Source organism: Bacteroides sp. OM08-11 (assembly GCF_003438665.1).
GTDB lineage: Bacteria > Bacteroidota > Bacteroidia > Bacteroidales > Bacteroidaceae > Bacteroides > Bacteroides cutis.
In genome coordinates, this window is the sequence record NZ_QSTJ01000011.1 from 27,898 (window position 1) to 49,271 (window position 21,374).

20 protein-coding genes and 3 tRNA genes are annotated in these 21,374 nt (G+C 39.0%); 14 read left to right on the top strand and 9 right to left on the bottom strand.

Going from position 1 to position 21,374, the window contains the following annotated elements:
* The first annotated feature begins 2 nt into the window (after positions 1 to 2).
* A tRNA-Leu gene (locus DXC10_RS15610) sits at positions 3 to 84 on the top strand.
* A gap of 30 nt (positions 85 to 114) precedes the next feature.
* A tRNA-Gly gene (locus DXC10_RS15615) sits at positions 115 to 187 on the top strand.
* A gap of 69 nt (positions 188 to 256) precedes the next feature.
* Here the strand turns inward: DXC10_RS15615 and DXC10_RS15620 are convergent.
* Together DXC10_RS15620 and yihA are read right to left on the bottom strand one after the other, a co-directional pair.
* Complete coding sequence (locus tag DXC10_RS15620) at positions 257 to 853, bottom strand: DUF4923 family protein (RefSeq protein WP_117738369.1); 597 nt, start codon at positions 851 to 853, stop codon at positions 257 to 259.
* A 6-nt stretch (positions 854 to 859) separates the two neighbouring features.
* Positions 860 to 1,468: a ribosome biogenesis GTP-binding protein YihA/YsxC gene (gene yihA / locus DXC10_RS15625; RefSeq protein WP_101542578.1), complete on the bottom strand. Its 609-nt coding sequence runs from the start codon at positions 1,466 to 1,468 to the stop codon at positions 860 to 862.
* Between the two features lie 115 nt (positions 1,469 to 1,583).
* Between yihA and recR the strand changes: the two genes are divergently transcribed.
* Genes recR through DXC10_RS15640 form a run of 3 tightly spaced genes read left to right on the top strand, consistent with a single transcriptional unit; the run spans position 1,584 to position 3,263 of the window.
* Positions 1,584 to 2,201, top strand: coding sequence for a recombination mediator RecR (recR, locus tag DXC10_RS15630; protein ID WP_101542579.1), 618 nt, complete (start codon positions 1,584 to 1,586; stop codon positions 2,199 to 2,201).
* Positions 2,202 to 2,244: 43 nt separating this feature from the next.
* Complete coding sequence (locus DXC10_RS15635) at positions 2,245 to 2,700, top strand: hypothetical protein (RefSeq protein WP_101542580.1); 456 nt, start codon at positions 2,245 to 2,247, stop codon at positions 2,698 to 2,700.
* A 26-nt stretch (positions 2,701 to 2,726) separates the two neighbouring features.
* Entirely contained in the window at positions 2,727 to 3,263 is a 537-nt protein-coding gene (locus DXC10_RS15640; RefSeq protein ID WP_101542581.1) for a GNAT family N-acetyltransferase, read from the top strand.
* Here the strand turns inward: DXC10_RS15640 and DXC10_RS15645 are convergent.
* A complete protein-coding gene (locus tag DXC10_RS15645) occupies positions 3,256 to 3,849 on the bottom strand; it encodes a YqgE/AlgH family protein (RefSeq protein WP_101542582.1) in 594 nt (197 codons plus the stop codon). The genes DXC10_RS15640 and DXC10_RS15645 overlap by 8 nt on opposite strands.
* Before the next feature lie 104 nt (positions 3,850 to 3,953).
* The gene (locus DXC10_RS15650; RefSeq protein WP_117738372.1) at positions 3,954 to 5,270 is read right to left on the bottom strand and encodes a pyridoxal phosphate-dependent aminotransferase; all 1,317 of its coding nucleotides are present in this window, start codon (positions 5,268 to 5,270) and stop codon (positions 3,954 to 3,956) included.
* A gap of 166 nt (positions 5,271 to 5,436) precedes the next feature.
* Between DXC10_RS15650 and DXC10_RS15655 the strand changes: the two genes are divergently transcribed.
* The 4 genes from DXC10_RS15655 (at position 5,437) to DXC10_RS15670 (ending at position 9,457) form a co-directional block, all read left to right on the top strand.
* Positions 5,437 to 5,510, top strand: a tRNA-Asp gene (locus DXC10_RS15655).
* Between the two features lie 114 nt (positions 5,511 to 5,624).
* On the top strand, positions 5,625 to 6,884 hold the full coding sequence (locus DXC10_RS15660; protein WP_117738374.1) for a hypothetical protein: 1,260 nt from the start codon (positions 5,625 to 5,627) through the stop codon (positions 6,882 to 6,884).
* Positions 6,885 to 7,131: 247 nt separating this feature from the next.
* Positions 7,132 to 8,334, top strand: a complete 1,203-nt coding sequence (locus tag DXC10_RS15665; protein WP_101542595.1) for a sugar MFS transporter — start codon at positions 7,132 to 7,134, stop codon at positions 8,332 to 8,334.
* 85 nt (positions 8,335 to 8,419) lie between these two features.
* Positions 8,420 to 9,457: a TQO small subunit DoxD gene (locus tag DXC10_RS15670; RefSeq protein ID WP_101542596.1), complete on the top strand. Its 1,038-nt coding sequence runs from the start codon at positions 8,420 to 8,422 to the stop codon at positions 9,455 to 9,457.
* Between the two features lie 8 nt (positions 9,458 to 9,465).
* Here the strand turns inward: DXC10_RS15670 and DXC10_RS15675 are convergent, their stop codons facing one another.
* The 5 genes from DXC10_RS15675 to DXC10_RS15695 form a co-directional block, all read right to left on the bottom strand.
* Positions 9,466 to 9,990 carry a chromate transporter gene (locus DXC10_RS15675; RefSeq protein WP_101542597.1) on the bottom strand — a complete coding sequence of 175 codons (525 nt, stop codon included), beginning with the start codon at positions 9,988 to 9,990 and terminating at the stop codon, positions 9,466 to 9,468.
* A complete protein-coding gene (locus DXC10_RS15680) occupies positions 9,987 to 10,541 on the bottom strand; it encodes a chromate transporter (protein ID WP_117738376.1) in 555 nt (184 codons plus the stop codon). The genes DXC10_RS15675 and DXC10_RS15680 overlap by 4 nt, the downstream gene beginning before the upstream one ends.
* A gap of 85 nt (positions 10,542 to 10,626) precedes the next feature.
* Positions 10,627 to 12,060: a DUF3868 domain-containing protein gene (locus DXC10_RS15685; RefSeq protein ID WP_101542599.1), complete on the bottom strand. Its 1,434-nt coding sequence runs from the start codon at positions 12,058 to 12,060 to the stop codon at positions 10,627 to 10,629.
* Between the two features lie 29 nt (positions 12,061 to 12,089).
* Positions 12,090 to 13,598: a DUF5723 family protein gene (locus DXC10_RS15690; RefSeq protein ID WP_233519994.1), complete on the bottom strand. Its 1,509-nt coding sequence runs from the start codon at positions 13,596 to 13,598 to the stop codon at positions 12,090 to 12,092.
* A gap of 20 nt (positions 13,599 to 13,618) precedes the next feature.
* Positions 13,619 to 16,558: a hypothetical protein gene (locus tag DXC10_RS15695; protein WP_145998968.1), complete on the bottom strand. Its 2,940-nt coding sequence runs from the start codon at positions 16,556 to 16,558 to the stop codon at positions 13,619 to 13,621.
* A gap of 347 nt (positions 16,559 to 16,905) precedes the next feature.
* On the opposite strand from DXC10_RS15695, the gene DXC10_RS15700 reads away from it, so the two are divergent.
* From DXC10_RS15700 to DXC10_RS15720, 5 genes are all read left to right on the top strand, one after another.
* Positions 16,906 to 17,301 carry a hypothetical protein gene (locus DXC10_RS15700; protein WP_101542601.1) on the top strand — a complete coding sequence of 132 codons (396 nt, stop codon included), beginning with the start codon at positions 16,906 to 16,908 and terminating at the stop codon, positions 17,299 to 17,301.
* A gap of 2 nt (positions 17,302 to 17,303) precedes the next feature.
* Entirely contained in the window at positions 17,304 to 18,593 is a 1,290-nt protein-coding gene (locus DXC10_RS15705; protein ID WP_101542972.1) for a DUF3440 domain-containing protein, read from the top strand.
* Positions 18,590 to 19,117, top strand: coding sequence for a ParB/RepB/Spo0J family partition protein (locus DXC10_RS15710; RefSeq protein WP_101542602.1), 528 nt, complete (start codon positions 18,590 to 18,592; stop codon positions 19,115 to 19,117). Before DXC10_RS15705 ends, DXC10_RS15710 begins: the two co-directional genes overlap by 4 nt.
* Before the next feature lie 114 nt (positions 19,118 to 19,231).
* Positions 19,232 to 20,167, top strand: coding sequence for a UDP-glucuronic acid decarboxylase family protein (locus DXC10_RS15715; protein ID WP_101542603.1), 936 nt, complete (start codon positions 19,232 to 19,234; stop codon positions 20,165 to 20,167).
* Positions 20,168 to 20,203: 36 nt separating this feature from the next.
* Positions 20,204 to 21,334: a response regulator gene (locus tag DXC10_RS15720; RefSeq protein ID WP_101542604.1), complete on the top strand. Its 1,131-nt coding sequence runs from the start codon at positions 20,204 to 20,206 to the stop codon at positions 21,332 to 21,334.
* The last annotated feature ends 40 nt before the right edge of the window (positions 21,335 to 21,374 follow it).

Here is a 21,374-nt window from a genome sequence, read left to right on the forward strand (position 1 = left end):
ATGCCCAGGTGGCGGAATTGGTAGACGCGCACGTTTCAGGTGCGTGTGTCGAGAGGCATGCAGGTTCGAGTCCTGTTCTGGGCACGTTTCTTTGTGAAAAGAAAGTCATCAAATGCGGAAATAGCTCAGTTGGTAGAGCATAACCTTGCCAAGGTTAGGGTCGCGAGTTCGAGTCTCGTTTTCCGCTCTTTCTTTATTTTATAGTAAAAAGCCCCACAGGTTTCATTATCTGTGGGGCCTTTTTTGTCTCTATACGTCATTCTTTCTTTAGAGAAAATCCTAGCATCATACCGTCATAGCTACTGGCTAATGAACTGATTGTTTTCAGTGTGGAATTATTACTTTTACCAGAAAGTGTGGTAATCAGTTTCAGGAGTTTGTCAGAATTGAATAATAAATCCATGGAAGTAGAAGTACAGTTCACTTTTGCATTCAGGGGGAGTAACTTTGCAAATTTCATTTTTACTTGTTGGCTGGAAGCATCGTACGAATAAGTGCCTTTCAGATCACGGGTTCCCAGTTTGGCACTGAAAGTACTGTCGGCATTGAATGTGTATGTCATTTGCCCGTTCTTAATACCTACTTTGGAAAGTTGTTCGTCAAGTTTCTTTTCGGCTACGCCTGCAGCAACAGCACCACCTGCTTTGTTTAGCATATTGTCTGACTCAAACTCGATGGCGGAACCGGAATAGGTCCATGTACCGATCATGTTAATAGAGGTTTTACCCGTCACAGTGCTGACAACCTTTTCAATGTTTCCTTTATTAAATAAATCTTTTAGAGATTGTGCCTGACTATTGGTAGTCAATAGCAGTGTGGCAATAAAAATGTACCAAAAAAAAGTCCTTTTCATGTCTTTTTATTTATTTGAGTTTATCTCTTTGTTAATGGATGCTATATAGTTTAACAGTTCCTCCCGCCCCATACGATTTTCAGAGGAAGTGATGAAATAGGGGGGGAGTTCTTCCCACTGTTCTTGTAACTTTTTCAGATATTCACGGATATTTGAGTTCAATTTACCTCCTTTCAGTTTGTCGGCTTTAGTGAAAACAATGGAGAAAGGAACACTGTTCGTGCCCAACCATTCGATGAAAGCAAGGTCGATGGGTTGTGGCTCGTGACGACTGTCAATGAGGACGAAGAGATTGGTCATCTGTTCTCGCTGTAATATATAACTTTCAATGATACGCTGAATTTGTTCCTGCCCTTTTTGTCCTCGTTTGGCATAGCCGTATCCGGGAAGGTCTACGATGTACCAGTTTTTGTTAATCAGGAAGTGATTGATGAGCATCGTTTTTCCGGGAGTGGCAGAAGTCATGGCAAGTCCTTTGCGCCCTGTCAACATATTGATGAGACTGGATTTTCCAACGTTAGAACGTCCTATAAAAGCATATTCGGGGAAATTCCCTGCCGGGCATTTATTTACGTCCGTATTACTGATGACGAATTCAGCATTTGTAATCTCCATTTTGTTATCAATTCTTTAGTTATTTCCATTTGCAAAGGTAGTACTTATTTCAAAAAATTTCGTTCTTAATTCGGAATTCTGTATATCTTTGTCCACTAATAGGAAAATTTTAAATATGAATGGACAATTTCCCTCGATATTATTAGAGAAGGCAGTAAATGAGTTTGCCAAATTACCCGGTGTAGGGCGGAAGACAGCGATGAGGCTTGTACTTTATTTGCTGCGCCAGGACTTGGCGGTGGCAGAAGCTTTCGGTAACGCTATTATAACTTTGAAACGTGAGGTGAAATATTGTAAGGTTTGCCACAACATATCAGATACTGAAACGTGTCGTATCTGTTCTAATCCGCAACGGGATACATCTGTAGTTTGTGTGGTAGAGAATATCCGGGATGTGATGGCGGTAGAAGCAACCCAACAATTCCGTGGATTGTATCATGTATTAGGAGGGGTTATATCTCCGATGGACGGTATTGGCCCTGGAGATTTGGAGATAGAAAGTCTTGTGCAACGTGTTGCTGCCGGAGATATCAAAGAGGTAATCCTTGCTTTGAGTACTACGATGGAAGGAGATACTACTAATTTTTATATCTACCGTAAGTTGGAGAAGATGGGCGTGAAACTTTCTGTCATTGCCCGAGGTGTTTCTGTGGGTGATGAACTTGAATATACTGATGAAGTAACCTTGGGGCGTAGTATTGTAAATCGTACTCCGTTCTCAGGTATCGTCTAGCCCCGTAGGTAACTGCTGATTATCAATTATCAATTAAATTTCAATGGAAGAACAAATAAAACAAGTTGTAAAGCGGATAAAGGTTACTTTCGTTTATTTCTGGCTGTTGCCTATCCTTCTTGTAATACTTGGAGAGAGTGGAGGCGACTGGATAGGAATATATGCAGGTAATGTACGTGTCACTTATTTTGCCGAAACAATTACTATTCTGCTGGTTGCCACATGCGTGCCGTTGTCTTTGAAGCTTTTCTCGTGGATACTGGTGAGAAGGATTGATACAGTAGCCATTCAGGATGCATTGCGTCTCTATTCTTTTTGGTGTAGGATACGGTTAGCTTTACTTGCCATACCGGTATTAGCAGGTTTTTTCACCTATTATATGATATTGAGTGATACGGGGGCACTTTGTGCACTCATTGCTTTAACAGCTTCTCTATTTTGCTTGCCTGGTGAGGAGCGTTTGCGCAAGGAATTACACATAGATAAAGAAGAAAAATAAACAGAAAAGACAGGGTTATTATAAGTATGAAAGTATCTTATTTTATAGGCGAACATATACGTCTCCGTGCTATGGAACCGGAGGATTTGGAGGTGATGTACGCTATAGAAAATGATCCACAAACATGGGATATAACTAACTTCTCGGTACCATATTCTAAGTTTGTCCTAAAACAATATATCGAAAATTCCCAATGTGATATGTTTGCTGATCGCCAGTTACGGATGATGATTGTGAGATGTAAGGATGAAACCGTAGTGGGTACAATTGATATTACGGATTTTGCTCCTATGCATGCACGGGGTGAAATTGGTATCGCGGTACGGAAAGAGTATCAGGGAAACGGTTATGCTAAAGAAGCATTAAAACTTATATGTGATTACGCTTTCGGCTTTCTTTATCTGAAACAATTGATCGTTCATGTGACTTCGGATAACGAGAAAAGTATACGGCTATTCAAATCATGTGGTTTTAAACAATGTGGGCTTTTGAGGGAATGGTGGTGTGTAGGGGGGCGTTACAAAGACGTCATCTTGATGCAATATATCCGGAACGTTAATTGAGGGTAGGTATTTGTGGGAAATGGGACCACATTTCATACTTACTTCCCAACTTACCGAGAGCGTTTTTCCAAAGCTCTTTGCTGTTGTTCACGTTCATCAGTGAGTTTAAATCTTCTTTTCCTACAAGCCATGTGTTTTCTTTGATTTCCCGGCACAATTGTTCGTATTCCCAACCGGAATAACCAAGGAAGAAACGTATTTTACCTTTAATGGGATTTCCCCGCATAATGTATTCTTTGATAGCGTTAAAATCACCGTTCAGGTAGAAACCTTTGCTGATAGGGAGTGATCCTGAAATATTTTCCAGAGTATGCAAATAGAAAAGCGTGTCTGTGCTAAGCGGACCGCCTTTATATATAGGTATATCTTCTGGATAATCAAATTCTTTGAATATATCGTTCAGAAATAAGGGTAGAGACTTGTTCATTACCAATCCCATTGTACCCTCTTGTGTGTGATCTATCAATAAGATAACCGAACGTCCAAATATATGATCACAAAGGAAAGGCTCAGAAATCAGAACCTTTCCTCGTGCAGGAACTATATGATTAGTTTCTATTTTGAATATATCTGTATTAATAGACATGCCACTAATTTACAGAATATTCTATAAAAAACAAATTATATTTCCTTTTTTTATCAATAATAGAATGCTTTTATTGATATTAAAGTTTTCTGGCTCAGTTAATATTATTTAGTCGGATGATTTTCGGCAAAGATAGCCATACGTTTGTCTAGTTGAGCATATTGGTGATCCTGGATGAATGAAGTACAGGCACGCAATCCCTGTTGGTCACTTCCGGTAGTTACCAGTGAAATGGCACTTACTCCATAATACATCAATTCTTTGGCGAGTTCTCCACTGTTCATACCTGGATAACCGATCGTAAAATAAAAACCATCAGCGACAGGGTCACCCAGGTCATTATCATATACCAGATGGAAACCATGGCGCAAGAAGATTTCTTTCAGGCGGCGGGCGCGTTCACCGTAAATCTTTACTTCATTGAGAAAATTATATTTTCCATCGTTGGCAGCTTTCAGCATAGCAGCAAGTGCGTACTGTGCCGAGTGGCTTGTTCCTGAAGAAAGAGCATAGAGTACACGATGAATAAATACAGTACCGAATGTTCCACCACCATAACGTTTCGTAAATCCTGGATAGGCACGATGATACAACTTGTCCGAAATACAAGTTACACCGATTCGCTGTCCTGCATAGCTAAAGGCCTTGGAACCGGAAATGAGCAGTACATAATAGTCTGTATAATGTGCTATTGACGGTTGAAAGGGAGCTTGGAAAGGTTTACTTAAATCTTGGCGAAAATCCATGGCAAAGTAAGCAAGATCCTCTAGGACGATTGTATCATACTGAGTGGCCAATGTGCCGATAATACGAAGTTCTTCTTCTTTCAGACAAATCCAACTGGGATTATTAGGGTTTGAGTAAACGATGGCAGATATATTCCCCTTCTTAAGGTAACTTTCCAGTTTTTCTTTCAGTTTGTCACCACGATAGTTATATACATCGAATGTCTCGTATTTCTGTCCCATGACGACCAATTGCTGCTTTTGGACCGGAAAACCCGGATCAATGAAGAGAATGGTATCCTTCTTCTCATTACATTGGCCGCATGTGAGAAAAGAAGCAAAAGTACCCTGCATGGAACCTGTAACAGGGACACAACCTTCAGGCGCAACATCTACATCAATAAATGCTTTGATGAAGCGTGAGGCTTCTTCTTTCAATGTCGGCAGTCCATTGATATCGGGATATAAGCTTGCAATCCCTTTTTGCAAAGCTTCAATTTCTGCCTCTACACCTACAGTAGAAGGAGGAAGTCCCGGAACTCCCATTTCCATTTTAATAAATTCTACACCCGAAGTTGCTTCAACCTTGGCGGCAATTGCTTTTACTTCACGAATAGTGGCTTTAGAAAAGTCTGCTATATTGAATTCTTTAATAGTTTCATCAATCAATTTCTGTTCAATTGGGGTATTTTTCATACTTATTCATTTTAAGTTCGTTTTGCAAAGGTAACATAAATCTCTTATAATCAACCTATGTTAAAAAAAAGATGATTTTTTTTCTCAAAACCTATTGCAGATATAAGATATTTGTCTACCTTTGCAACCGCAATCGAGAGAGATGGCAATGATAAAATGAAATTATGGTGCGTTAGTTCAGTTGGTTAGAATACATGCCTGTCACGCATGGGGTCACGGGTTCGAGTCCCGTACGCACCGCTTAAAGAATATCTTTAAAATAATAAATGTTTGACACTAATATTTAGTATATTAGTGTCTTTTTTGTTTCATTCTTTTCCATTCTTTTTATTATACTTTCCATAAAATTCGACAATGAGAAAAAAGGTATTTTGTTCCGAAACCGAAATGCAGCAATGGCTAAGCCGACTCCTTCATAAGGAAACAGACACTGCCCTAGCTGATTTGATATTGAATGCTGCTGATTATGGTAGTGAAACGGTTTTTGACGGTTTGGATTGGAAAAGTAATAAAATAATAGAGTCTTATAAGTGGTGTCTAGAGTCGTTATATACCAATGAAATTATTGTAGAAAATGAAAATATATCTTTGGAGAAACAAGAGATACTAAAACCTGATTTTTTATTGTTTGCTCCAGAAACCTCCTCACTTGTTTGTATTGAGTTGAAAAACGAGAAAAATGCAACCCGTCAGGTGGGAACCGAATTGGGGGCGTATATAGGAGAAATACGTTCTCAATTACCTTTCTTTTCTGAAGGTGAAATTGTTTTTGTCATTATTTCAACATCATGGCCTACATTGTTAAAACATTATGTAGTAAATGAAATAATTTGGTTGAATAGGCATATTATTTGTTTGGAACCAACAATTGATGATGAAGAGAATGAAAGACTAAGAATTCTGGATTTATCGGAAATCTATGCAAAGAAATATGATATATTGATTGGGGAAAAGCATTTGGGAGGTTATCATGTTGGTTTATATGATCATAAACATGACTTACGTACAAAAGAGAAATTACTTCGGAACATACTTCAGTTAATGGCTGATAAGGGGGAGAGGTTACATGGGCATGGTTTTGCTTTTCTATGGAAAAATTCAGTGGAACAATCGTCTGCTCCATATGTAATCACGATAGTCGACATTTCCTCTTTTTCTTTGATAGATAACCATTCTTCACATGCTGTTCCTAATAGTAATATGATGGAGAAATACCAACATATTATTAATGAGTATGATCCATATTCACAAGGTCAATCTGTTGATTGTTTATATACATTTGTACGGAATATTGTAAAAGATATATGTAGTCCGAATATTGAACATGCTATGACTTGGGATATTCTTATAAGAGAAATGGATGAACAAAATGAGACAATAATAGCGTATGCTTCATGGGGGATATTTCGAGAGATATTTACAGAGAAATTAATTGCAAATGTTCATTTAGAAGACTTTGATGTTGAAATGGATAGTCCTATCATAGGATTTGATAGTATATATGAGATTGTTGATCGTAATTATGAACTGATACAACATTATAGGGAACTGGGATATTCTGAGAGCGACATTAGAACATATTTGTTAGACATGGATAGCCATCCTCATTTTTAAAGAAGGATTTTCAAGTCTTACGATGTAACTATTGTAAGATTTGAAAGATCTGTATAGCAAAAATTGGGTGATATACAATATGTTATCTCTATATTATTTTCAGGTCATATTGAAAGGATTTGATGCTTTTCTAAGTAGCCGGCTGGAATTTATATAACTTTCTGCTATGAAGAACGAATTTGAATTCTTATGTTTATCTTTGCAACCACATTTATAACGGATAAGGATTTCCGCGATAATCTTACTTATGAAACAGAAACGTATACCATTAGTAGGAGAACAATATCTTGTTCCTTTTATTTTGATTACCTCGCTTTTTTTCTTGTGGGGATTTGCGCACGCTATTCTGGATGTACTGAATAAGCATTTTCAGGAATTGCTGAACATTTCGAAAGCACATTCGGCCTTCATACAAGTGACGATGTATATGGGGTATTTTGTGATGGCTATTCCTGCAGGGTTATTTATCAGCCGTTTTGGTTATCGTAGAGGAGTCGTTTTCGGGTTATTACTCTATGGAATAGGTTCGCTACTTTTTATTCCGGGACAGTTTTATTTGTCATTTAATCTTTTTCTATTTGCTTTGTTTGTCATTGGTTGTGGATTGACGTTTCTGGAAACTGCTGCAAATCCATATGCCACTGAATTGGGAGCAAAAGAGACAGCTGCCAGCAGATTAAATTTTGCGCAATCCTTCAATGGATTAGGTTGTATTTGTGCACCTGTGTTGACGGGATTACTCTTGTTTCCGGAAGATAGTACAGGTGGTTCGGGAAATGTGGCTTTACCCTATGTCTGTATGGGAGTGATAGTGTTATTGGTTACTGTGGTATTTACGAAAATCAAGTTACCGGAGATAGAACATTGTGTAGAAGTAGATAAAGACGGTAACCAAGTGAAACTATGGTCACACCGTCTTTTCATTTTTGGGCTTATCGCATTGTTTGCCTATGAGGTAGGAGAAATCTCTATTAATAGTTTCTTTATCAATTATGTGGTAGAGCAAGGTTGGATGAATGCTCGTGATGCTTCATTGATACTCTCTTTCGGAGGGTTGGGACTGTTTATGCTGGGACGATTTATTGGTAGTTGGATAATGGGGCGTGTCTGTGCAGAGAAAATGTTGCTGATATGCGCTACGGGAACAGTGCTGACCACTTTGGTGGTACTATTGGATGTAGGGATGGTCTCATTGGTGGCACTTCTATGTGGATATGCCTTTGAAGCGATAATGTTTCCAACTATATTTGCCCTGTCGCTCAGAGGACTGGGTAATCATACCAAACGTGCTTCTTCTTTCTTGATGATGTCTCCGGTAGGGGGGGTAGTGGGGCCTCTACTGATGGGATTGGTTGCTGATCATAGTACAATGGTGATGGCATTCACTGTTCCTTTGGTGGCATATAGTGTAGTGTGGTGTTATGCGCGTAAAGTAGTTTATGTTTCTTGATTTTTTAGTAAAATATTTTTTCTATAAGAAACAAAAAGAGTCTTTATATTGTTATTTATCTACGATAAAAATTGAATAGATAACGATGAAACAGGATTTTACTACAAGTCGTGTATACAATCTCTCGGGAATGTTTACACTTACTCTTCGTCTGGTAGTAGGCTGGACGTACTTTTCTGTATTTTGGAGACGTATTGTATTGGAGAATAGATTAGTAGAAGATTCTCCGGGATATATCGGAGAACAATTTAATCATTTTCTTCCAAATGCATTGGGAATTAGACCCGTGATAGAATATTTGGTGGCTACACCCGATATTTTATGGTGGTCGATGCTTATTTTTACTATCATTGAGGGGATAGTCGGTTTATTGTTCATGTTGGGGTGTTTTACCCGTTTGGCAAGTATTGGGGTAATTATTTTGGCAGGTGGTATTTTGTTGGGATCTGGATGGATAGGTTCTGTTTGTTTGGACGAATGGCAAATCGGAGTACTGGGGATAGCTACCGGCTTCACAATTTTTTTAGCAGGAGGAGGTCATTATTCTATGGATAATCTATGGATTTCTAAAAATCCTGGATTTAGTGAATGGAAATGGTATTCTTGGGTTGCTTCCGGAGAATTTCCGTTACAAGGGGAATCTTTGAAAAAGTTGGTACTTATAGGTAGCGGAGTAATTTTGTTCTTGACGTTATTTACCAATCAGATGTTTCATGGAGGGGTATTTGGAGAACTACACAATATGTCGGTAAAACCCAAAATAGAGATTACAGATGCAAATCTGCAGGATAGAAGACTTCAGTTTACCATGTCGAGGGTTGAGGGTATTGATGTTTATGGTTCTTTCCTTATTGGTATTGCCCTGGAAGATATGGAGGGTAATAAAATTCTTAATTTGAATATGGAAGACTTGGCTCATTTTCCCACTGGAAATATACATAATAAGTATGTAGCAAAGGTGAAACCGGGCAGACACAGTATGATTATTCCACTCGGAGCCAAGGCAACGCTCAACATTGAAAGCGCCGGCTTAATAAACCTTTCTCCGGGAAATTATAACCTGATATTGACTGATATCAGCGGAATGACTTGGGAACAGGAGATAATTAAAGGTTATTCCTGACGAAGAACTTAATACAGGAGATATCCGGCAACACCCGAGAATATTATCAATAAGATGGGATGTAAATTCCATTTCCATGTCACGCCAAAAGCTCCTACAAAGATGAGCAGACTTTTATAATCAATGAAATTTTCTTTGTTCATCAGTAGTAGGGCAGCAGCGGCTATTAATGAAACAGACATAGGCAGTAATCCGGACATTGCTGCCTTGATATATTTATTATTCTTGCACTTCACGAAGAAGTAGGAGATGAGGAGTACTAGCAGGAAGGAAGGTAGACAGACGGCAACCGTAGCAACCACGGCTCCCCATACACTTTGTGTGACGGAATAACCTACATAGGTGGCACTGTTGATACCTATCGGACCAGGTGTCATCTGTGAAATGGCTACCACATCGGTAAACTGTTGTAAAGTGAGCCAGTGATGATGGTCTACTACCTCATATTGTATCAGGGATAACATTGCGTATCCACCGCCAAATCCAAACATGCCAATCTTTAAGTATACTAAAATGAGTTGCCAGTATATCATATTTGTAATTTTGTCAGTTTATCTTTTAACCATAATGTGTATATCATTCCTCCCGCAATACCAGTCAAGACAATGTAGACAGGAGACAGTCCAAACTGCCAGATTAGTACTGTGGCGATGGCTGGGAGTATCAGCTGCCAATATCTTAGTTTCAACGCTTTCACCGCAGAGATACAGGGAAAGAGGATGAGGGCAACTACTGCTGGGCGGATACCATTGAAGATGCGTATCATGACTTGGTTGTCTTGGAAGTGGGCGAAAAACATGGCTATCAACATCATAATGGTGAAAGAAGGAAGGATGGTTGCTAGTCCGCACACTAAACTACCTTTTACTTTATGTAGCTTGTAACCTACAAAGATAGATATGTTTACCGCAAATACACCAGGCAGAGATTGGGTGAGTGCAAACATTTCCATAAAATCCTCTTTGTTCATCCATTTTTTTTTAATGATTTCACGTTCAATGAGAGGTATCATGGCATAACCACCACCGATGGTAAACATGCCTATTTTGGCAAAAGTAAAGAATAAAATCAGGTATTTTATCATGTTTCAGGTTCTATACTTAAAAGGTTGCAATATAGAATAAAAACTCCAGTATTGCAACCTTTTCAAGAGGAATAAGATGATGTTATTACTTCATTTTATTCAAATTTTCTTGTGCTTTTTCCGGTTCTACGGTCAATGCTTTGGTAAACCATTCTTGTGCTATTTCAGAGTCACCTGACAACCATGCCAGTACCCCCATGTTGTTCCATGCGCGCGGATCATCTTTGACTCTTTCCATATACTGTTTTGCACGGTCAAAGTCACCATAAACAATATTAGCGGATGCTGCATTGATATTTGCCACAACATCCTGCGGATAGTTGGTGGCGGCAATCTCATATACTTCCTTGTATTCCTTTGTGCCCGGCTGGTATTTCTTTGCTACCCCATACATTTCTTGCAGGTTCAGCATTTTCGGATTAGTATAGATGAGTTCTGCGGCTTCCGAGTTACGTACTTCTCTAATTTCGTATTCAACAGAGATAGACAAACGGCGTAGACGTGAGAAGTAGTCATTAACCATTGTGCGGTAAGAAGTTCCCAAACCGGATTTTAGTCTTGCTTCACGTACATCCAGGTTCGGATATTTTGCTATGATTTCCAATGCCTTTTCTGCATAAGCCGGTTTCTCTTCTTTGAGCATTTCGATGAGACTGTTCCAGTCTTCACCGGCTGATGTAACCTTCAGAATACTATCTTGGAAGTTATAACTTCCCTTCAGATAGAGTGCGAAAGAATCTGCGCGTTTGGTAGCTACGCGATCATTCGTCTTGGCAGAACCGTCGGGTGATGCATAACCACATATGTTGATAGCCTTAAAAGTGATAAGGTCACCTTCAGTCAGAGGATTTAGCGTTTCTTTCAGCTTCTGCAATTCAGCGGAATTATTCTTGTAGTCAGCTTTAAATTCAGTACCACCTACTGCGTACTCTATATATAAGGTGTTTTGTTCTGAACGTATTTTTAGTGGTTGCTCAGTTGGAGTAAGGTAAGATACCATGTTCATACAAGGTTCACAAATTGCGCCTTTTTGCGGTAGGGCGGGAGCTTCTTCCACAATTTCCGGTTCTATTATCTGAATTTCGGGTAAGTCGATAAGGCAGTCTTTCTTGCCTTCTTGAAGTATCCACATATCGGCCTTACTCATCCATTCCTGATAAGGAATGGAGATTTTATAGTCTATACGGTCTTGACGGTCAGCAGACTTGCCTTTAACAATGGTATACGGTTGGGTATAATCACCTTTCTTGGCGATACGGCGATCTTTACGACGCATCTTGAAGTGTTTCTTGCCACTTACCACTACCGGAGGGAGAGTTTGATAACTCTTTCCATAAAACAGTACAGGAGTAAAGGCATAAGACTGCGTACTGTTGACTTTTACTTCTTCCACATTGAAGTCAAAATCCAGTGTAAGTGTATCATTTTCTAGTGTCAATGTCGGTTTGGTTACTTTAACCTCACCTGCAAATGCCGTTAAAGGCAATATTGCAAATAGTAGACAATATATTTTTTTCATATTCTTCTATATTTTAATGAATAGGTGTTTTAGAGTGACTGCACTTCTGTTACTTTGTATTTACGTTTGTGCTTTGGTCCGAAGGTAAAGTTGATACCCATGTTTACGTTAACTTGCGCACGGCTGATAGGAGCGAAGTAGGCAGGCTCATATTTGCACATTGGCATATCTGCAGCAAGAAAGAAGTTGAAACCACGTGGGTGGAAGTTCAACATTAGTCCGGCTGTTGAACCGAAATTGGACAGAGCATAGTTCAGTGATGCTTCAAACCATGAGATAGGGGCAACATTAGCAGATATACGGGCTTCTGTCCAAGTATTTACTCCTTGAATACGGGTAGTGGACAGAAAACCGAAGTTCAAGCGATCATAAGCGGGAAGAGTGTACTGCGCGCCTAAATGCAGGGTAGCTGCCAGAGCTGTAGTACGTTTCATGCCTTCGCCTGCTTTGTCGAACTTAGCCATGTCGGCAAGGTCATCTACTATTTTGTCGACCTGGTTATCCAATTTATTTTCTTTATTATCGTCGGTATCTTCGAAAGGAACATCTTTGAAACCATCGAACTCAAATGTCTTGGTCATGGTACCTTTAACGGTATTTTTCCATGAAATAAAACCAAGGTCAATGATAGATGCAGAGAAGCTCCACTCGTCGTTCAAGCGATAGGTTGCACCCAAATCAATTGCCATACCAAAGCCTGTGGGGCCAATGTTGTTGTCATCGAAATCCACTCCGTCATAATCAATCTGGTCATTGGTACCTTCTTTCAAGACATCTGTACGATTACCGTCAAGATCCAGTTCGTAGTCATCTTCTTGATAGTTACGTGTTTCTCCCTTGGTAGGTATTATCAATCCTTTTGCCGATACGTATGCTTCAGCGCCTTGGGGAGTAATACTCCATCTGTCACCCGATACATGAAGATCCATTTGGTCAATGCGTACGGTAGCTTTTGCAAGTCCTACCAAAGCTTTTAGTTTGGCACCTACAGTCAAATTATCATTGATTTCGCGGGCATGACCAAAAGCAATCTCGGCAAAGTTGGTACTCGTGATATTGATGTTCTTTAGTTTATAATGACTGTCGTTAGATTCTTTCATAAACTTGAACAGCTCATTAGGCATAGAGAAATTGACATCGGAACGTACACTGATACCTAAAGTGTTAAACCCTCCCCAAGCATGGAAACCTATTCCAAGAATTTGTTCGTTGAGGTCTACACCTACCTTAACACGATTGGGGAGTTTATTGAGGAATTCTTTGGTACTTACGCTTTCATTCATGAAAGTAGTCAGTCCTCCATCTTGTGTTTTATAGATAAAAGTTCCTACACCAGCTGTGGAACGTGCGCCTACATAGAGATTACCCAGTCCTGGCATACTGACGTATCCGCGTTCGCCCATGAAAGCCGGATTTAGTAAATGGCGGTAGGTAGCACCTTCTAAGAAATATGCCGAACGTGAGGTTTGTTGTGCCATCATTCCGCTTGTAGCGGCAGTCGTAAGGACTGCCACCATTATTTTTTTATATAATTTCATAATAGTAATTCTGCTTTAAATTAATTCAAATCAAAGTTTGCTTTTTTTATCTTTACTTTGGCATTCTCAATCTTGACCCATTGGGTTGCTTTCAGCGGTAAGCCTGCCGTGGTTTCATTTGCTTTGGCGTGAATGGTTAGTTCCAGCTTGTCCAATTTCTTTAGATCGGCACTGGAGGTTGCTACCAGGCGAATTAAGATAGGAGTCTTAACTGCACTGTCTTCAGTGATGGCTCCACCTATTTTCCCGTCTTTTATATCATTGGCATATACGGTTGCCTCAATGGTTGTCAGTTCGTTACCGTCAGTATCTTGTGCCTTGGCACTTAAGTTCAAATCCAGAGGGACGTTATTCAGTGCATCTGCCAATATTTCCAATGTTGCGGAAGTTGTTTTGTCAAGTACGTCTTCCAAGTCGCTGTGCAGGTCATCAATAACATCAATATAGTTGATATTTAAATCCTCGAATTGCAAAGGAACGGTTACATCATATTCACCGGTGATAGTCATATCCTTGGAAATGTCTACATGATGTTCTGTACCGTTATTTGCTTTGGCATTCATATGGAACTTCACTCTATCGGGAACGCGGGTCATTACTTTGTTTAAATTAGACACTACTACATTTTCGTAATGATGGGTCGCGTCATTTTCAGGCATATTCATGGCTTCACGTGAAAGCATGAACACACTTGTCTTTGTTTCTTGACCCACATTTGTTGGTTGCAATTGGAATTTAATGCCTTCCACTCGTGAGTTTTCTATTTCCTTATCATTTTCGTCTACACCATAAATCGTCAAATTCATGTCTACCGGTACACCTACCGTATTGTTAAGTGTCAACTTAATTTGTGGGTTTTTGATGTCGAGTTCATTTCCTTCATCTTTCAGGAAGTCAAGATCATCGCCGAGGTCGAGTTCAACGTTCTCATCCACATCGTCTATCACCGGATCTACTTCACCTGTCACTAAACCTACCGGCATTTCGTCGATGGTGACGGTTGGAGTGACTGTGATACCTTTTAATCTATCTGTGTTGATGTTGTCACCTCCCAAAGTTTTAACATCACCCAGAATGTCTACCTTGGTTTCATTTTCATCGGTTATTTTCAGCCATGTCTTTCCGTTCTCCACTGTAGTTTTCAGGCCTGTGCCGTTGTTCATGTAACTGAAATCCATACCGGTGGTTTCCAAAGGTTTGGTGTAGCCTTCCAGTACTTTGAATTTATCATTCAGGGTCAATACATTTTTATCATAGTCCATTCCTTCAATACCTGCCGCAAATTTAACAAACTTAGGTAATTGAATTTTCAAATCACTGAATTCCAGTTCTGAAATTTCTTCTTTGGGGAAGTTGTCAGAGAAATTGATATGTAATGTCATTTTAGGAGTACTACCTGTTTTCCAAGCAACCGTTTTTAGAATTTTCAGTGCTTCGTCTACGTCTTCCTTGACTTCAAAAGAAGTATTGTCTTTTACTTCTGCAGTATAAGATTTAGCATCTACAAAAGCATTTGTAATTTCCATTTTCCCACCGTTTACAAATACGTCCATTTCTTTTTTGTCCAGGTCGGCAACATCTGTAGAACTGATATTGTCTTTTTGGAGTATCATAGGTGCATTATCTTTCAGATAATACGTCACGGGATCGGTTAATTTGATAATAGGCTTTCCGTTTTCCATGACCGGCTTGCCTTTATCCGTACCGGTAAAGTTTACTTGTTTCAGAAGAAGGGCGACTTTTGCGTCGGGCAATGCGGTTGCCGGTATTGTCAGTTCATTTCCTGTATATGTAATGCCATTATCAGCTTCTTTTAATTCCATTTTATAATAAGAAGGGAATTCTATAACCAGATCACCACTTTTGAAGTCTACAGGCAATTCCAAACCTTTGGCGATATCCATTGCTAAAATGGAATTATCCTTGAAATCAACAGAGTGGACTTCGTTCACGTCTTCCAGTCCGTCAATGGTAGTATTCATTTCTACGGTACCGCGTTTCATATTCGCTTCAATATCATTGGTGGTCACCAATGCATGGTCGAAGATGAAATCGGTTTTTTCCATCTGAACACTGAGCATGTCGGTTGAGGTTGGGGCTTTTTCCGTGGTATATGTGAAATTGTACGTGATTTTATCATGGATTTCGATACCTGTCGGAAGGCTTGCATTCAGTTTCTGTCCATATACATAAAACTCATAAGTTGCTTTGGATTCAGTTTGTAATCCTCTGGCCAATTGAATGCTGTTGCCTGGTTGCTTTTCCCCGTTTGCATTGTACAAAATGAAATTTACAGGGAACTTGACGGTAAAGTCCGTGATATTTATCATTCCGGCAGGAGCTATAACGTTGAATGCTATTTTCTGTCCATATTTCTTGTTGCCGCTTTGATCTTGCAATACAACTTCATGTATGGTCTTTACTTCTTTCGGCCATTCCTTTTTATAGGTAAATTCAAAAGGGCTTTCCTGGTCATTGATTGTACCTCCGCCGGTAACAATCGGTCTCATTCCGGTATCCATGCTTATGTCTTCTGGCAGTTTTACGTCCACGACAATGCTTGGCGCATCCAGTTTGGACGAGCTTTTTTTGTCTGCAACGTTGAAGTCATCCAAGCCGGCTTCGAAATCTACAGTTGTTCCACTAAAACTGGGTTCGTCTATCTTTATATTTACCGGATCTACCTTGATACTTACGTCATCAATTCCATCATTTTTCTTGATAGCATACGTTTGGTCATCCATTTTCTTCAACGTTTCCGATTCGTCAATGAGCTTGTCCAACGTGGTTTGTTCAGAATATCCCAATGGGATGGTAAAAGCATCTCCACCTACGGAGATATTCATGTCAATGTCCTTGTTGAGGTCGTAACCATTGTCGATACACGATGTAGTTATTCCTAAGGAGGTTAGTAACATAACCGCATTGACGAACGGTTTTCTTGTAGCTTTAAACATCATAATCTTATTGTTTATAGTTTGTTTGCTGTTGTTTACACAACATGAGTTAAAAATCAGAAATACAGATTAATTAAAAGGTATTATAGAATACTTTTTAAATGCGGTGCAAAGATATGAAAAATCTTTAATTAGGTAATGAGAAAACAATAAAATCTAACATTTTCTTTTATGTAAATGTCTGTGTAGCATACAAGAATTGTATAAATTTATATAATTTGTTTCTAAAAGATTAAATTATTATTTGTTTTTGGTCGTTTTATTCTTAAATCTATTTAAAACTTATTTATATGGTAGAGTTTAATACTTATATTTAACACCTGAAAAAAAATATACCAGTATTTATTAATATTATGCAAGTAATTCAATTGCAAGGAAACGACAAAAGGCTTTATGAGCTTGTAGCTCCTCTGGTGATGAATCCTGAGGTACTCAGACAAAATCACAATTATCCCTTCCGTACTACCGAAAATTTCGCATGGTTCATTGGGATGGAAAAGAAAAATGTTATTGGTTTTATTCCTGTAGAACATAAAAAAAAGGAATATATAATCAATAACTATTATGTGAAGGACAATAAGGAGGAAACTCTGAAATTACTCTTGGAAAAGGTTATATCTGAAACGAACGCAGATGTAAATCTTACTTCGGTCACTTTTATTGAACATAGACAGGTGTTTAAGGAACTCGGCTTTTCAGAGGAAAAGGTTTGGACCCGTTATGTGAAAATGAAAAAAGACAGATGAATATGGTGCCATCTAAAAATGTATATGAACTTGCACAAGAACGTATTAGCTTAATATTTAAAGAATTTGACACCGTTTGCGTCTCTTTCTCCGGAGGAAAAGATAGTGGTGTATTGTTGAACTTATGCATAGATTATGTCCGTCGGAATAACTTGAAGCGGAAACTATGTGTATTTCACATGGATTATGAGATACAGTATACATATACTATTGATTATGTAGACCGTATCTTAAAAGCTAATGCGGATATTCTGGAGGTTTATAGGGTATGTGTACCTTTTCGTGTCACTACCTGTACTTCTATGTATCAGAGTTTCTGGCGTCCGTGGGATGATAGCATGAAAGACATTTGGGTACGGCAAATGCCGCCGAATTGTTATACTAAAGATGATTTTCCGTACTATACGGAGAATATGTGGGATTATGAATTTCAGATGCATTTTGCCAAATGGCTACATTTGCGAAAAGATGCGGTACGCACCTGTTTCCTCATCGGTATCCGTACACAAGAAAGTTTCAACCGTTGGCGTGCTATTCATTTGAGCAGGAAATATCAGATGTATCATAATTATAAGTGGACTTCGAAAATTGGTAATGACATCTACAATGCTTATCCTATTTATGATTGGAAAACTACGGATGTCTGGATTGCAAATGGTAAGTTTGGTTATGATTATAATCATTTGTACGATCTGTATTATAAAGCAGGGGTCAATATTGAACGGCAACGTGTAGCAAGTCCTTTCTTGTGCGAAGCTCAGGAGAGCCTGTCGCTCTACAAAGTAATTGATCCCAATACTTGGGGAAAAATGATCGGACGTGTTAATGGTGTAAACTTTACCGGGATATATGGAGGGACACATGCAATGGGGTGGCAAACGGTCCGATTGCCCAAAGGATATACCTGGAAAGGTTTTATGCAGTTTCTACTCTCTACCTTACCCGAGGAAACTCGGCGTAACTATCTGAGAAAGCTGACTGTGAGTATTGAGTTCTGGCGAACCAAAGGAGGGTGTCTCAGTGAAGATACCATTCGGAAGTTGATGGATGCCAATATCCCTATTGAAGTGATAAACTATACGAATTACAAGACTAATAAGAAGCCTGTGCGTATGGACTATCTGGACGATATCGATATTGCTGAGTTCAGGGAAATACCTACTTACAAACGTATGTGTATCTGTATTCTGAAAAATGACCATGCTTGTAAGTATATGGGGTTTGCCCTGAATAAAGAAGAGATTTATAAACGAGACAAAATTATGGAACAATTCAAAAATATGATGTTATGAGTGTAGATAAAAGTCCGGTGTATGGTGTAAAAGCAATTCCTGTAGACAAAATACAGGCTAATGATTACAACCCTAATGTAGTGGCACCTCCCGAAATGAAGCTTTTGGAACTTTCTATTTGGGAAGATGGCTTTACTATGCCTTGTGTTTGCTATTATGACGAGAATACGGATCAGTATATTTTAGTCGATGGTTATCACCGTTATCAAGTGATGAAGACTTCCAAACGAATTTATGAACGCGAAAACGGATTACTGCCAGTTGTTGTTATTGATAAGGATTTATCCAACCGTATGGCATCTACCATTCGTCATAATCGTGCACGTGGAGCACATAACATTGAATTGATGTGCAACATTGTAGCAGAATTAGATCGTGCCGGAATGTCCGATCAGTGGATAATGAAAAACATCGGTATGGATCGTGATGAACTGTTGCGTTTAAAACAGATTTCTGGATTGGCGGATTTGTTTGCGAATAATGATTTCAGTATTCCAGATGCCAAGCAAGAATATATTCCTTAACAAATAAAATTATTCTTTTACAAAACTTGCATAAGTTAACCAAATCGCCTACATTTGTCAGCATAAACAAAACGAACAGGTTTCATAAGTCTTCGGACATTAGAAAATAGTTGCATGAAGAAAATTTTGGTAAGCGGTGGTGCTGGTTTTATTGGCTCTCATCTGTGTACACGGTTGATTAATGACGGACATCATGTAATATGCCTTGATAATCTTTTCACCGGTTCAGAGGATAATATAACTCACTTGAAAAACAATCCTCATTTTGAGTTTGTGCATCATGATGTAGAGTTTCCGTTTGATGCGGAAGTTGACGAAATATACAACTTAGCTTGCCCCGCTTCTCCAATCCACTACCAATATGATGCCATTAAGACTATAAAAACCTCTGTTTTGGGAGCCATCAATATGTTGGGACTGGCAAAGAAAGTGAATGCAAAGATTATGCAGGCTTCTACCAGCGAGATATACGGTGATCCGGTAGTGCATCCCCAAATGGAAAGTTATTGGGGAAATGTAAATCCGATAGGTATTCGTTCTTGTTATGATGAAGGTAAACGTTGTGCCGAAACTTTGTTTATGGATTATCATCGCCAGAATGGTATACGTATTAAAATAATACGTATATTCAATACGTATGGTCCGCGTATGTTGCCTGACGATGGGCGGGTGGTATCCAATTTTGTAGTTCAAGCGTTGCAGAATGAGGATATTACGATTTATGGTACAGGTCATCAATCACGTAGTTTTCAGTATGTAGATGATTTGATTGAAGGAATGGTGCGGATGATGAATACGGAAGATGATTTTACCGGGCCGATAAATTTGGGAAATCCGAATGAATTTTCCATTTTGGAGCTGGCTGAGAAAATTATCAAATTAACAGGAGCCAAGTCGAAGCTGATTTTCAAGCCCTTGCCACATGATGATCCTAAACAGCGCCAACCGGATATTACGTTGGCTAAAAATAAATTGGGGTGGCAACCTACCATTGAATTGGAGGAAGGCTTACGCTACATGATAGAATACTTTAAGGACTACCGTTCTTAACCTTATAATATCGGAAACGGAAAAATACATAAAAAGATGAATATGGAAATAAACCATTCTGAGTACAAGATCCTCATCGTAGATGATGTGATGTCAAATGTGTTATTGTTGAAAGTACTCTTGACAAATGAGAAATTTGCAATCGCTACGGCAAGTAATGGCCGGCAAGCTTTGGAGCAAGTGGATAAAGAACATCCCGACTTAGTGTTGCTAGACGTAATGATGCCTGATATGAGTGGTTTTGAAGTCGCGCAGCATTTGAAAGCTAATGCAAATACAGCTGATATTCCAATCATCTTTTTGACAGCTTTGAATAGTACTACAGATATTGTGAAAGGTTTCCAGGTTGGGGCTAATGACTTTATATCCAAACCTTTCAATAAGGAAGAATTGATAATCCGAGTTACTCATCAGATTTCATTGGTAGCAGCCAAACGTCTTATTCTGAAGAAGACAGAAGAACTTCAACGAACCATTGCCGGTCGTGATAAATTGTATTCTGTTATCGCCCACGACTTACGGTCTCCAATGGGGTCTATTAAGATGGTGCTGAATATGCTCATCTTGAATTTGCCTGTAGAAAAAATTGGTGACGAGATGTATGAGTTGTTGACTATGGCTAATCAGACTACTGAGGATGTATTTTCTTTGTTGGATAATCTGTTGAAGTGGACCAAAAGCCAGATTGGTAGCCTGAATGTTGTATATCAGGATATTGATGTGGTAGAGGTTGTGGATAGTGTAATAGATGTATTCAATATGGTAGCCGGATTGAAGAAGATTACTATTCGTGAAGAAAAGGTTGATAAGCTACCTGTAAGTGCAGATATAGATATGTTGAAGACAGTGGTACGCAATTTGGTAAGTAATGCCATTAAATTCAGCAATGAAGGTTCCGAGGTACTGGTCAAGATGGAAGAGAAGGATGGCATGGCGGTAGTCAGTGTCCATGATCATGGTTGTGGAATCGATGAAGAGGGGCAGAAGAAGTTGTTGCATACCGACACGCATTTCAGTACATTTGGCACTAATAATGAAGAAGGTTCCGGTTTAGGATTGCTGCTTTGCCTGGATTTCGTAAACAAGAATGGCGGTAAACTGTGGTTCACTTCCAAACAAGGAGAGGGGTCGGTATTTAGCTTCTCAGTTCCTTTGAAGAAAGGATAAGGAAAAATGGTAGGTATTATATCAATGGAAAGGAGATTGT